We start from the raw sequence: 13516 nt of genomic DNA, 5'->3' as shown, positions 1-13516 counted from the left end.
TCTACCGGACTTACTCGCCATATGTAGCTCGCATCCGCTTCAGGAACGCAGCGTTGTCAAAAGGACCCGGCTTCCCTGACTCTTCCCCTGCGATGAGTGCGTCCTGAAGAACCCTGACCTTCGCCTCGTGTTCTTCCAGAAGACGCAACCCTGCCCGGACAACATCGCTGGCGGAGCCATATCGACCTGTCTGCACTTGACTGTCGATGAAGTCGGTAAAGTGGTCACCAAGCGAAATGGATGTGTTGCGGGCCATAGGCAACTCCTTGCTGATACCAATATATAATAATTATTGGTATCGCATCAACTATGGATGCTATCGCGAACCCGCTGTCTCCGTTGAATGGCAGCTTCAAGTCGCCGGCGGATAGAGTAGATCGACGATGTAGCTCGCATCGAAGCGAGCATCCAGCATGCCGTAGGTGGCGCGCCAGCCGCCTGCCAAGCGGGTTTCGATGAAGGCATCGGCGATCTTGCCTGCGCCCAGGCGATAGAGTTCGGCCGCACCCGCGGCGAGTGCCATCTGCTCGATCAGCAGACGAGCGGCACCTTCATCCTGTTCGCAAAGCGCCATGGCGGCGCGCAGAACATCGATGGTCTTCTTGCCGGCCGGACCGAGATCGCGGGCAAGACCGGCGAAGACGGTTTCGAACAGATCTCTGCCCCGGTTCAGAACGCGCAGCACGTCAAGTGCCATGACGTTACCGGAGCCTTCCCAGATCGCATTGACCGGCGCCTCCCGGTAATGCCGGGCGATGGGGCGTTCCTCGATATAGCCGCTGCCGCCGATGCACTCCATCGCCTCGTAGATCAGCGCGGGCGCGATCTTGCAGCACCAATATTTCGCGACCGGCGTCATGACGCGGGCATAGGCGGCATCTTCGCTGCTGCTGCTTGCCTTGTCGAAGGCTTCCGCCAGACGGAAGGCGAGGGCAGTCGCTGCGGCAACATCGAGCGCCATGTCGGCAAGCACGCGCGTCATGATCGGCTGATGGACCAGCATCTTGCCGAAGACGCTGCGGCCGCGGGCATGGTGCACCGCTTCGGCGAGCGAGGCCCGCATGATGCCGGCAGACGCCAGCGCGCAATCGAGGCGTGTCAGCGTCACCATATCGAGAATGGTGCGAACGCCGCCATCGGGCGCCCCGAGCAGGAAGCCGAAGGTGTCGCTGAACTCGACTTCGGAGGACGCATTTGAGCGATTGCCGAGCTTGTCCTTCAGCCGCTGGAACTGCAGGCCATTGGCCGAACCGTCTTCGAGGAGGCGCGGCACCAGGAAGCAGCCCATGCCGTCCTTGGTCTGCGCCAGCATAATGAAGGCGTCGCTCATCGGCGCTGACATGAACCATTTGTGGCCCGAGAGCCGATAGATGCCATCGCTAACCTTGTCGGCGGTCGTCTTGTTGGCGCGCACATCCGTGCCGCCCTGCTTTTCCGTCATGCCCATGCCGATGGTGACGGCGCTTTTCTGCATGGCCGGCTTGTTGGACGAATCATATTTGCGCGAGAGAATCTTCGGCGCCCAATCCTTCTGCACCGCCGGAGACGCCATCATTGCAGCGACCGAGGCGCTGGTCATGGTCAGCGGGCAGAGATGGCCGCATTCCAATTGTGCGGTCAGATAGAAGCGCGCGGCACGGACCTTATGCGACTGGCCCTTGGCTTCCGGGTCAGCCTGTGGATCCCAGATCGAGGAGTGCAGGCCAGACGACATGGAGCGGCGCATCAACGCATGCCAAGCCGGATGAAACTCGACGACATCCAGCCGTTCGCCACGCGGGCCGTGGGTGCGCAGTTGCGGCGCTCCCTGGTTCGCCATGCGCGCCAGTTCCTGTGCCTCATGCGAGGTGACGTAACGGCCCATCTGCTCCAGATCGTCACGCGTCGAACGCGGTAGGCCGGACGTCAAATCAACGATCAGCGGATCGGAACGATAAGCGTTGATGCCGGACCAGAGGCTCGGCTGGTTCAGTTCGGCAAATGTGTCGTCAGTCCGGGTCGGTTGGGTCATGGATCGCTTGTAGAGCAAGAGGGTTGCAAAAGGAAACTGGAACTTTCGTCTCCCAACAGCATAGCCGCTGTAGCGGGATTCGAACGAAATTGCATGGGGAACAAGCGGGCATGACGAAAGCCCACGCTTGCCCCTGAGGCACTCCCTCTTTATAGACCCCCTGACGAAATCCGGAGGGCAGCGTCATGGTCTTCTTCCCCCACCGCCACCTCATCGGCATCAAGGGCCTCACCGAACAAGATATCACCTATCTTCTCGACAAGGCCGACGAGGCGGTGAAGATTAGCCGGCAACGCGAAAAGAAGACGTCGACGCTTCGCGGGTTGACGCAGATMAACCTCTTTTTCGAAGCCTCGACCCGCACACAGGCCTCCTTCGAGCTGGCCGGCAAGCGGCTCGGAGCCGACGTGATGAACATGTCGGTCGGCAATTCTTCCGTGAAGAAGGGCGAAACGCTGATCGACACGGCGATGACGCTGAATGCCATGCGGCCGGATGTCCTCGTGATCCGCCATTCCAGCGCCGGTGCCGCCTCGCTGCTGGCACAAAAGGTCTCCTGCTCCGTCGTCAACGCCGGCGACGGCCAGCACGAGCACCCGACACAGGCGCTGCTCGACGCACTGACCATCCGCCGCGCCAAGGGCAAGCTGTCGCGCATCATCGTGGCGATCTGCGGCGACGTACAGCATTCGCGCGTCGCACGCTCCAACATCCTGCTGCTGAATGCCATGGGCGCCCGGGTCCGGGTCGTGGCTCCCGCCACGCTGCTGCCCGCCGGGATCGCCGACATGGGGGTCGAGGTCTTCCATTCCATGAAGGAAGGACTGAAGGACGCTGACGTGGTGATGATGCTGCGGCTGCAGCGTGAGCGTATGTCCGGTGCTTTCGTGCCGTCGGTGCGCGAATATTATCACTTCTACGGGCTCGATGCGGAGACGCTGAAGGCGGCCAAGGAGGATGCGCTGGTCATGCATCCCGGTCCGATGAACCGCGGCGTCGAGATTGCCTCCGAGGTGGCCGACGGACCGCAAAGCGTCATCGCCGAACAGGTCGAAATGGGTGTCGCAGTGCGCATGGCGGTCATGGAAGCGCTGCTGATCTCACAAAACCAGGGGCCGCGCACCGAGGGAGCTGGCGCATGAGCAACTCGATCGTCCTCCAGAACGTCCGTATCATCGATCCCTCGCGCAATCTCGACGAGGTCGGCACGATCATCGTCGAAAACGGCGTCATTCTCGCTGCCGGCAAGGATGCGCTCGGGCGTGCGGCGCCAAAAGGGGCTGAAGTGCGTGATTGCACCGGCCTCGTCGCCGTGCCCGGTCTTGTCGATGCCCGCGTCCATGTCGGCGAGCCCGGCGGTGAACATCGCGAGACCATCGCGTCGGCGAGCTGCGCGGCGGCAGCAGGCGGCGTGACCTCCTTCATCATGATGCCGGACACAGACCCCGTCGTCGACGACATCGCCTTGGTCGAATTCGTCAAGAAGACGGCGCGCGACACCGCCGTCGTCAATGTTTATCCGGCAGCGGCGATTACCAAAGGGCTTGCTGGAGAGGAGATGACGGAAATCGGCCTCCTCCGGGAAGCTGGCGCCGTGGTCTTCACCGATGCGCATTCCGGCGTCTATGACACGCAGGTCCTGCGCCGCATCATGACCTATGCGCGCGAATTCGGCGCCGTTGTCTCCTGCGAAACCCGCGACAAATATCTCGGCGCCAACGGCGTCATGCATGAGGGGCTGCTGGCAAGCTGGCTCGGGCTATCCGGTATCCCGAAGGAATCGGAACTCATCCCGCTGGAACGCGATCTCAGGATCGCGGCGCTGACCCGCAGCCATTATCACGCGGCGATGATCTCCGTGCCGGAATCGGCAGAGGCCATCCGTCTCGCCCGTTCGCGCGGCGCGAAGGTCACCTGCGGCATCTCGATCAACAATCTGGCGCTCAACGAAAACGACATCGGGGAGTACCGCACCTTCTTCAAGGTCTATCCGCCGCTGCGTTCCGAGGATGACCGCACGGCCATGATCGAGGCGCTTGCGGACGGCACCATCGACATCATCGTCTCGGCGCACGACCCGCAGGATGTGGATACCAAGCGCCTGCCTTTCGGCGAGGCCGAGGACGGCGCGATCGGGTTGGAGACGCTGCTGGCCGCCGCGCTTCGCCTGCATCACAGCGGCGAAGTCAGCCTGATGCGGCTGATCGACGCCCTGTCCACACGGCCGGCGCAGATCTTCGGTCTTGACGCCGGCACGCTGAAGCCTGGCGCGAAGGCGGATATCGCCTTGATCGATCTCGACGAGCCTTGGCTTGTTGCCAAAGACATGCTTCTGTCGCGCTCGAAGAATACACCGTTCGAAGACGCACGAATGACCGGCAGGGCAGTCGCGACCTATGTCGCAGGCAAGCTGGTTCACAGTCTCTAGGCAAAGCTCGGGCTTATGGGGAATAAAAAGTGATGGCGGATTTCTGGACATGGCAGCTCACCCTGCCGACGGCGCTGGCAGCTATTGTCATCGGCTATCTGCTCGGGTCCATTCCCTTCGGCCTGGTTCTGACGCGGATGGCCGGCCTCGGCGATGTCCGCAAGATCGGCTCCGGCAATATCGGCGCGACCAATGTGCTGCGCACCGGCAACAAGCCGTTGGCGGTAGCAACGCTGCTGCTCGACGCCTTCAAGGGGACGCTCGCCGTGCTGATCGTCTCGCATTTCTTCGGTGAGGATGCGAGCGTGCTCGCCGGTTTTTCCGCCTTCATCGGCCATATCTTTCCGGTCTGGATCGGCTTCAAGGGCGGCAAGGGCGTCGCGACCTATCTCGGTATTCTCCTGGGCCTCGCGCCGTTGATGGCGCTGATCTTTTCCATCGTCTGGCTGGCGATCGCCTTTACGACCCGCTACTCCTCTCTTTCCGCGTTGGTTGCAACCCTTGTCATTCCGGTTGCATTATGGATATTGGGCGCCGATAAGATCGCCGCGGCCATGGCGCTGATGACCGTCATCGCCTGGTATAAGCACAGAGCAAATATTGCCCGGCTGACGGCCGGCACGGAAACCAAGATCGGAGCGAAGGGGTAATGGGAAGAGGCAGCGCAGGACGAATTGGAATTGCGCTGACGGAAAAACAAAGGATAGCTTGGCTCCGCCTGATCCGTTCCGACAATGTCGGCCCTTCCACCTTCCGCGACCTCATCCGTCACTACGGCTCAGCCGAAGCCGCACTCGCCGCGTTGCCGGAGCTGTCGCAGCGCGGCGGCTCGACCCGAGTGATCCGCATTGCCAGCGAGCAGGATGCGTTGCGTGAACTGGAAGCCGCCCATCGTTTCGGCGCACGCTTCGTCGGCATCGGCGAACCGGACTATCCGCAGGCGCTGAGGGAGATCGACGGCGCGCCGCCGCTTCTCGCCGTCAAAGGCAATCTGCCGACAGCAACCMGGCCGGCGATCGGCCTCGTCGGCTCGCGCAACGCTTCGATCAGCGGCGCCAAATTCACCGCAATGATCGCCCGCGCCTGCGGACAAGCCGGCTATGCCGTCGTCTCCGGCCTTGCCCGCGGCATCGACACGGCGGCTCACCGCGCCAGCCTGGAAACCGGCACGATCGCCGCGATGGCCGGCKGGCTCGATCAGCCCTATCCGCCCGAAAATATCGGCCTTTTGCATGAAATATGGGATGGCAATGGACTCGCCGTCAGCGAAATGCCCTTCGGCTGGGAACCACGCGCACGGGATTTCCCGCGCCGCAACCGGCTGATAGCAGGCATCTCGCTGGGCGTCGTCGTGATCGAGGCGGCAACGCGCTCCGGCTCACTGATTACCGCGCGGCTCGCGGGCGAATTCGGCCGTCTGGTATTTGCCGTACCCGGTTCTCCGCTCGATCCGCGTTGCGAAGGCACCAATGGCTTGTTGAAGGATGGTGCGATGATCGTGACCAGGCCGGAAGATGTCATCGAAGCCTTGAGGCCGCTGGCCGAGCCCGATCTTTTCCGCCCGCAGCTTGCCGAAGCGCCCGCTGAAAAGAGCGACAAACCGATATCATTGCCGCCGGACGATACCGACCGCTGGGAGATCATCGATGCGCTCGGGCCGACGCCGGTAGAGATCGACGATATCATCCGGCATACCGGTCTATCGGTATCCTCAGTCCATTCCGTGCTTTTGGAACTCGACATGGCCGGCCGGCTGCATCGGCATCCCGGCGGACTGGTGTCAATCTCGATGTTGGATTGAAAATGTTGCCGACCATTCCGATATGATGACCGTACCCCGCCAAGAGCGTTCGAAGGCGTTTATCAGCGATTGTAACATAGATGTCATCTTGCAGGATCGCATCGCCGCGCTGATTGCAAAAATCAACTTCACCTCTTGACCGCGACGAATTCCCTGTCCATGTCGGAAGGCCGGGGAAACTAAAATACCCCGTCTCTCCCGCGCCGTTTTCCGGCGCGACCTCGTATTCAGAGATATGTGATGAACGTTGTAGTGGTGGAATCGCCTGCCAAGGCCAAGACAATCAATAAGTATCTGGGACCCGGATATAAGGTTCTTGCTTCCTTCGGCCATGTGCGTGACCTGCCTGCCAAGGACGGTTCGGTTCTGCCGGATCAAGACTTTGAAATGCTCTGGGAAGTCGACGGCGCTTCGCAAAAGCGCATCAAGGACATTGCCGACGCAGTGAAATCCTCCGACGGCCTGATTCTCGCGACCGACCCGGATCGCGAAGGCGAAGCGATTTCCTGGCACGTGCTCGACCTCTTGAACAAGAAGCGCGTCATCAACGGCAAGCCCGTAAAGCGCGTCGTCTTCAACGCCATCACCAAGAAGGCCGTGCTCGACGCGATGGCCGAGCCGCGCGATATCGACGTGCCGCTGGTCGACGCCTATCTTGCCCGCCGCGCCCTCGACTATCTCGTCGGCTTCAACCTGTCGCCTGTGCTCTGGCGCAAGCTGCCCGGTGCCCGTTCGGCCGGCCGCGTGCAGTMGGTGGCCTTGCGCCTCGTCTGCGACCGCGAGTCGGAGATCGAACGTTTCGTCTCCGAAGAATACTGGAACCTCTCGGCGATCCTGAAGACACCGCGCGGTGACGAATTCGAAGCGCGGCTGGTCGCCGCCAACGGCAAGCGCCTGCAGCCGCGTTCGATCGGCAATGGCGAAGAAGCCGGTAAACTGAAGACGCTGCTGGAAGGCGCGGCTTACGTTGTCGACACGGTCGAGGCAAAGCCGGTCAAGCGTAATCCGAGCCCGCCCTTCACCACGTCCACCCTGCAGCAAGCCGCCTCCTCCAAGCTCGGCTTCTCGGCATCCCGCACGATGCAGATCGCGCAGAAGCTCTATGAAGGTGTCGATATCGGCGGCGAGACTGTCGGCCTCATCACCTATATGCGTACGGACGGCGTGCAGATGGCGCCGGAAGCGATCGATGCAGCGCGGCACTCCATCGCCGATCAGTTCGGCAATCGCTACCTGCCGGAAAAAGCACGCTTTTATTCAACCAAGGCCAAGAACGCTCAAGAAGCGCACGAGGCGATCCGTCCGACCGATTTCGATCGCTCGCCGGATCGCGTCCGCAAATTCCTCGATGCCGATCAGATCAGGCTTTATGACCTCATCTGGAAGCGCGGCATCGCCAGCCAGATGGCGTCGGCTGAGATCGAGCGAACCACCGTCGAGATCCTGGCTGACAATGCCGGCCAGAAGGCAGGCTTGCGCGCTGTCGGTTCGGTCATCCGCTTCGACGGCTTTATCGCTGCCTACACCGACCAGAAGGAAGACGGCGAGCAGAGCGACGATGCCGACGACGAGGATGGCCGCCTGCCGGAGATCAATGCGCGCGAAAATCTCGCCAAGCAGAAGATCAATTCGACCCAGCACTTCACCGAGCCGCCGCCGCGCTATTCGGAAGCATCGCTGATCAAGAAGATGGAAGAACTCGGCATCGGCCGCCCGTCGACCTATGCGGCGACGCTGGCGACGCTGCGCKACCGCGACTATGTGACGATCGACAAGCGCAAGCTGGTGCCGCAGGCCAAGGGCCGGCTCGTCACCGCTTTCCTCGAAAGCTTCTTCACGAAATACGTCGAATACGACTTCACCGCCGATCTCGAAGAGAAGCTTGATCGCATCTCCGCCGGCGAATTGAACTGGAAGGACGTGTTGCGCGACTTCTGGCGCGATTTTTTCGCCCAGATCGAGGATACGAAGGAGCTGCGCGTCACCAATGTGCTCGACGCGCTGAACGAGGCGCTCGCACCGCTGGTCTTCCCGAAGCGCGAAGACGGCAGCGATCCGCGTATCTGCCAGGTCTGCGGCACAGGCAACCTGTCGCTGAAGCTCGGCAAATACGGCGCCTTCATCGGCTGCTCGAACTATCCGGAATGCAACTACACGCGCCAGCTTTCCTCGGAAGGCGGCACGGAGGCCGAAGCCAGCGGGCTGAGCGAACCGAAGGCGCTCGGCGCCGATCCGGTAACCGGCGAAGAGCTGACGCTGCGCTCCGGCCGCTTTGGACCTTATATCCAGCGCGGCGACGGCAAGGAAGCCAAGCGTGCGTCGCTGCCGAAGGGCTGGAAGCCCGAAGATATCGACTATGAAAAGGCCATGGCGCTGATTTCGCTTCCACGTGATATCGGCAAGCATCCGGAAAGCGGCAAGATGATCTCGTCCGGCATCGGCCGCTACGGGCCGTTCCTGCTGCATGACGGCAGCTATGCCAATCTCGAGACGGTCGAGGATGTTTTCACCGTCGGTCTTAACCGTGCCGTCACCGTTCTCGCTGAAAAGCAGAGCAAGGCTGGCGGCGGTGGGGCACGCGGCGGTACGCCAGCGGCGCTGAAGGATCTCGGGCAGCATCCGGACGGCGGTGCAATCACCGTTCGCGATGGCAAATATGGTCCCTATGTCAATTGGGGCAAGGTCAACGCCACGCTGCCGAAGGGGACTKACCCGCAGGCAATTACGGTCGAGGAAGCTCTGGCTCTGATCGCAGCAAAGGCCGGCAAGAGCGGCAGCGCGCCGAAGAAGACGCCTGCCAAGGCGAAGGCTGCGGCCGCAGGCGCCAAGGCGACGAAGACGACCGCCAAGCCAAAAGCTGCTACAAAGAAGCCTGCGACCAAGACGGCAACCAAAAAGAAGAGCGCAGAGTGAGCAGAGAACCGCGCGGCAGGATTTCATCGTCGGAGCGACGCCCCGGCAAGGCCGGGCGTGCGGCGAAAAACAGCGGCGACCAGGAACCGATGATGGCGATCGTGCACGGTGTATTGCCGCCGCGCGAAGTCCTCCTGCGCTTCATCGCCGATCACCCGCAGCAGGCTTCCAAGCGCGAGCTTGCCAAGGCCTTCGGGTTGAAGGGCGAGAGCCGTGTCGAGCTCAAAAACCTCCTGCGCGAGCTTGAAGAAGACGGCATGGTGCAGAAAAGCCGCAAATCGCTMATCCGCCCCGGAGCATTGCCGCCGATCGCCGTCCTCGACATTACCACGCGCGACAAGGATGGCGGATTGATCGGCCGTCCGACCGAATGGCCGGAGGAAAACGGCGTGGCGCCGGCCGTAATGATTAAGCAGTCCTCTTCCCCTGCCGGTCGCAACGGCAAGGGCAAGGCTCCGGTTGCCGGCATGGGCGATCGCATCCTCGCCAAGATCTTTCCGGCGGTCGATCGCGGCGGCCCGGCCTATACCGCGCGCATCATCAGGGTCATCGACAAGCGTCTGGCCGCGACCATGGGCGTCTTTCGCGAGACGCCGGGCGGCGGCGGACGGCTGATGCCGATCGAGCGGCGCGGCGAGGAAATGGTCATCGATCCGGACTATACCGGCGACGCCAAGGACGGCGATCTGGTCGAAGTCGAAGTGGCTCGCCTCGGCCGTTTCGGCCTGCCGCGCGCCAAGGTGCTGTCGGTCGTCGGCTCCGTCGCTTCCGAAAAGGCGATCTCGATGATCGCCATCCATGCGCATGGCATCCCGCATGTCTTTCCGGCGGCCACGATCGCCGAGGCTGACGCCGCCAAGGCCGCCACCATGTCGCATCGCGAGGATTGGCGCAGCCTGCCGCTGATCACCATCGATCCGGCCGACGCCAAGGACCATGACGATGCGGTCTATGCCGAACTGGATCCCTCGCCTGACAATCCGGGTGGTGTGATCGTCACCGTCGCCATCGCCGATGTCTCCTGGTATGTGCGCCCGGGCTCAGCGCTGGATCGCGAGGCGCTGAAGCGCGGCAATTCGGTCTACTTCCCGGATCGCGTCGTGCCGATGCTGCCCGAGCGCATCTCCAACGATCTCTGCTCTCTCAAGGAAGGTGTCGACCGCCCTGCCCTTGCCGTGCGAATGATTTTTTCCAAAGAAGGTCGCAAGGCTGGCCATACCTTCCATCGCATCATGATGAAGAGTGCCGCCAAGCTCTCCTATCAACAGGCGCAGGCGGCAATCGACGGCAAGCCGGACGACAAGACCGGACCGATGCTGGAGCCGATCCTGAAGCCGCTCTGGCATGCCTATGAGGTCATGAGGCGCGGCCGCGACCGGCGCCAGCCGCTCGAGCTCGACATGCCCGAACGCAAGATCCTGCTGAAGCCGGATGGCACGGTCGACCGGGTCTTCGTGCCGGCGCGTCTCGATGCCCACAAGCTCATCGAAGAAATGATGATCCAGGCGAATGTCGCCGCCGCCGAAACGCTGGAAAAGAAGCGGCAGGTGCTGATCTATCGCATCCATGACGGCCCGACGCTTGCCAAGCAGGAAGTGCTGCGCGAATTCCTCGCAACGCTCGGCATCTCTCTCGCCAAGGGCGGCAATGTCCGCGCCAACAGCTTCAACGGCATCCTGGCGAAGGCTGATGGCACGGCGCATCAAACCATGGTCAACGAGATGGTGCTGCGCTCGCAGAGCCAGGCGATCTACAGCCCCGACAATATCGGTCATTTCGGCCTGAACCTGATGAAATACGCGCATTTCACCTCGCCGATCCGCCGCTATGCGGATTTGATCGTGCATCGCGCCCTCGTCGGCTCGCTCGGCTTCGGCGAAGGCGGCATCACGCCAGACGAGGAAGCAACGCTCGACGATATCGCCGCCGAAATTTCCACATTCGAGCGCCGTGCCATGGCTGCCGAACGCGAGACCGTCGACCGGCTGATCGCGCATCATCTTGCCGGCCGCGTCGGCGAGGAATTCGAGGCGCGCGTTGGCGGTGTCACCAAATCGGGACTTTTTGTCACCCTGCCCGACTATGGCGCTGACGGCTTCATCCCTATATCAACGCTCGGCTCCGACTATTTCATCTATGACGAGGCCCATCAGGCGCTGACAGGTGAAAAGACAGGGCTAGGCTTTCGCCTCGGTGACAGCGTCACGGTGCGTCTTGCGGAAGCGATCCCGCTTGCCGGCGCCCTGCGCTTCGAAATGCTGAGCGACGGCCGCGCCATGCCCACGGCGGTGCGTTCCTTCCACAAGGCGACGCGGCGCAACAAGACCCCGGCGCGCAAAGCGCCTGGAACGAGACCGCCGCGCGGACGCCGATAAAACGGTGGCTGCCGGCAGGAAGGAAAGTACCATGACGAGCAGCCCGTCCGATCCCATCATCCGCTTTGGCGGCCCCGACGAGGCTGAACGTCCGCTCGGACGCTCGATCGCCCGCGGTTTGCTGAACCGCTGTCCGCGCTGCGGCACGGGAAAGCTCTTCAGGGCCTTCTTGAAACCAGTCGACCGTTGCGCCGTCTGCGACGAGGAGCTGTTCCATCAGCGTGCCGACGACCTGCCGCCCTATCTGGTGGTCCTCCTGCTCGGCCACGTCGTGGTCGGCGGCTACATGATGACGGATATGGCCTTTCATTTGCCGATCTGGGCGCATCTTGCCATCTGGGCGCCGATTACGGTGATCACTGCCCTCACAGCAATCCAGCCGATCAAAGGCGGTGTCATCGGCCTGCAATGGGCGCTGCGGATGCATGGCTTCGGCGGCCATGACGACAGTCCCGAAGAATGGGATCGGGGAAACGGCCGGTCGTGATCCAAAGGCTCGAGCTGAGATCACCAGCCTTGCCGGCCGGCAGGAGCGAGCGTGCGCCCTTACTCCCTTCGGATGGAACCAGTATCGATCCGCCATATATTCATGATTCGCGGGAATTGCTTGATCTCCAATGGCTTGACATCGGCGGCATTTCTTGTCTGAACATGCCGGGCGTCGAAAGGAGCATTGTGGAGGACATGATCGATCCCATGAAAGCCGACCCGTCACCTGGATTTGGCCGAGCCGTGCCTTTCTATCTTCCGCGTTGCGAACGATTCGTTCGCCACATGCTCTAAGGATCAATTCATGTTTGAACCGACGAACGGCAAGGCCGGCCATGTCGAAGAAATTCATTGGCCTTCGCTCGTCGCCGCCATTTCGTCCGTTTCCGCTGTCGGCATCGCCATCGGCCTCGGCCTTCCGCTTCTCAGCATCATCCTCGAAAAACGCGGCATTCCCTCGAGCCTGATCGGGCTCAACACGGCAATGATGGGGATCGCCGCGATGATAGCGGCGCTGATCACCACGAAGCTCGCCCACCGATTCGGTGTGGTGCAGACGATGATCTGGGCCGTCGTGCTCTCCGCGCTGAGCTCGCTCGGCTTCTATTATGCGGAAAGCCTGCTGCTCTGGTTTCCGCTGCGCCTGATCTTCCACGGGTCCACCACTACCCTCTTCATCCTGTCGGAATTCTGGATCAACGCCGCCTCCCCGCCCTCCAAGCGCGGTTTCGTACTCGGCCTCTACTCCACTGTCTTCTCGCTCGGCTTCGCGGCCGGTCCCCTGCTTTTCTCGCTGGTCGGCAGCGAAGGGCTGATGCCCTTCATCATCGGCGCTTGCATCATTCTGGCGGCGACAATCCCGATCTTCATTGCCCGCAACGAAAGCCCCATCGTCGACGAAAAGCCGGAGCTGCACTTCATCCGCTATGTCTTCCTGGTGCCCACGGCGACCGCCGCCGTTTTCGTATTCGGCGCCGTGACCGTCGGCGGCGGGTCGTTGTTCACCAGCTATGCGACCCGGCTTGGTTTCAACGAATCACAGGCGGCATTGCTGCTGACCGTGATGGGCGTCGGCAACTTCGTCTTCCAGATCCCCCTGGGGCTGCTTGCCGACCGCCTGCGCGACAAGCGGCCGCTGCTGTCGATCATGGCCGCCATCGGGCTGGTCGGAGCGCTCCTATTGCCCTCTCTGGCCTGGAATTGGATACTTCTGGCGGTCATCCTGTTGTTMTGGGGCGGCTGCGTCTCCGGCATGTACACGGTCGGCCTCAGCCATCTCGGAACGCGGCTGACGGGCGCGGACCTTGTCGCCGCCAATGCCGCCTTTGTTTTCTGTTATGCCGTCGGGATGGTTCTCGGTCCACCGACGATCGGAACCGCCATGGATTTGGTCAATCCCAGCGGTTTTGCCTGGGCAATCGCCTTTTTCTTTGGACTATATGTCCTGCTTTCGGCGATACGGCTGCTTTTCATGGGCAGCAGGGGTTGACTTTTCGGGC

General features: G+C 62.0%; 10 protein-coding genes. 8 read left to right on the top strand and 2 right to left on the bottom strand.

Going from position 1 to position 13516, the window contains the following annotated elements; translation table 11 throughout:
* Positions 1-10: 10 nt before the first annotated feature.
* On the bottom strand, positions 11-256 hold the full coding sequence (locus QD357_RS24905; protein WP_107107768.1) for a type II toxin-antitoxin system ParD family antitoxin: 246 nt from the start codon (positions 254-256) through the stop codon (positions 11-13).
* A 96-nt stretch (positions 257-352) separates the two neighbouring features.
* Complete coding sequence (locus QD357_RS24900; RefSeq protein WP_107108119.1) at positions 353-2011, bottom strand: acyl-CoA dehydrogenase family protein; 1659 nt, start codon at positions 2009-2011, stop codon at positions 353-355.
* A gap of 185 nt (positions 2012-2196) precedes the next feature.
* On the opposite strand from QD357_RS24900, the gene QD357_RS24895 reads away from it, so the two are divergent.
* The 8 genes from QD357_RS24895 to QD357_RS24860 all read left to right on the top strand — a co-directional run bounded on the left by QD357_RS24895 (position 2197) and on the right by QD357_RS24860 (position 13506).
* Complete coding sequence (locus QD357_RS24895) at positions 2197-3153, top strand: aspartate carbamoyltransferase catalytic subunit (protein ID WP_107107767.1); 957 nt, start codon at positions 2197-2199, stop codon at positions 3151-3153.
* Positions 3150-4439: a dihydroorotase gene (locus QD357_RS24890; RefSeq protein WP_107107766.1), complete on the top strand. Its 1290-nt coding sequence runs from the start codon at positions 3150-3152 to the stop codon at positions 4437-4439. Before QD357_RS24895 ends, QD357_RS24890 begins: the two co-directional genes overlap by 4 nt.
* Before the next feature lie 32 nt (positions 4440-4471).
* Entirely contained in the window at positions 4472-5089 is a 618-nt protein-coding gene (gene plsY / locus QD357_RS24885) for a glycerol-3-phosphate 1-O-acyltransferase PlsY (protein ID WP_107107765.1), read from the top strand.
* Complete coding sequence (dprA, locus tag QD357_RS24880; protein WP_414125240.1) at positions 5089-6240, top strand: DNA-processing protein DprA; 1152 nt, start codon at positions 5089-5091, stop codon at positions 6238-6240. The genes plsY and dprA overlap by 1 nt, the downstream gene beginning before the upstream one ends.
* Positions 6241-6480: 240 nt before the next feature.
* Positions 6481-9153 carry a type I DNA topoisomerase gene (gene topA / locus QD357_RS24875; RefSeq protein WP_414125239.1) on the top strand — a complete coding sequence of 891 codons (2673 nt, stop codon included), beginning with the start codon at positions 6481-6483 and terminating at the stop codon, positions 9151-9153.
* Positions 9150-11528, top strand: coding sequence for a ribonuclease R (gene rnr / locus QD357_RS24870; RefSeq protein WP_107107762.1), 2379 nt, complete (start codon positions 9150-9152; stop codon positions 11526-11528). The genes topA and rnr overlap by 4 nt, the downstream gene beginning before the upstream one ends.
* A 31-nt stretch (positions 11529-11559) precedes the next feature.
* On the top strand, positions 11560-12015 hold the full coding sequence (locus QD357_RS24865; RefSeq protein WP_107107761.1) for a DUF983 domain-containing protein: 456 nt from the start codon (positions 11560-11562) through the stop codon (positions 12013-12015).
* Positions 12016-12321: 306 nt separating this feature from the next.
* The gene (locus tag QD357_RS24860) at positions 12322-13506 is read left to right on the top strand and encodes an MFS transporter (RefSeq protein WP_414125238.1); all 1185 of its coding nucleotides are present in this window, start codon (positions 12322-12324) and stop codon (positions 13504-13506) included.
* Positions 13507-13516: the final 10 nt, after the last annotated feature.

It is taken from the genome of Rhizobium sp. BR 317 (assembly GCF_047445835.1).
Classification (GTDB): Bacteria; Pseudomonadota; Alphaproteobacteria; order Rhizobiales; family Rhizobiaceae; genus Rhizobium; species Rhizobium paranaense.
Note: the sequence above shows the minus strand (reverse complement) of the source record. Positions and strands in the feature narration are given on the sequence as shown.

Bases quoted from the DNA above. Each gene is read 5' to 3' on its own strand.
- QD357_RS24905 (WP_107107768.1), bottom strand. From the start codon at position 256: ATGGCCCGCAACACATCCATTTCGCTTGGTGACCACTTTACCGACTTC.
- QD357_RS24900 (WP_107108119.1), bottom strand. From the start codon at position 2,011: ATGACCCAACCGACCCGGACTGACGACACATTTGCCGAACTGAACCAG.
- QD357_RS24890 (WP_107107766.1), top strand. From the start codon at position 3,150: ATGAGCAACTCGATCGTCCTCCAGAACGTCCGTATCATCGATCCCTCG.
- plsY (WP_107107765.1), top strand. From the start codon at position 4,472: ATGGCGGATTTCTGGACATGGCAGCTCACCCTGCCGACGGCGCTGGCA.
- QD357_RS24865 (WP_107107761.1), top strand. From the start codon at position 11,560: ATGACGAGCAGCCCGTCCGATCCCATCATCCGCTTTGGCGGCCCCGAC.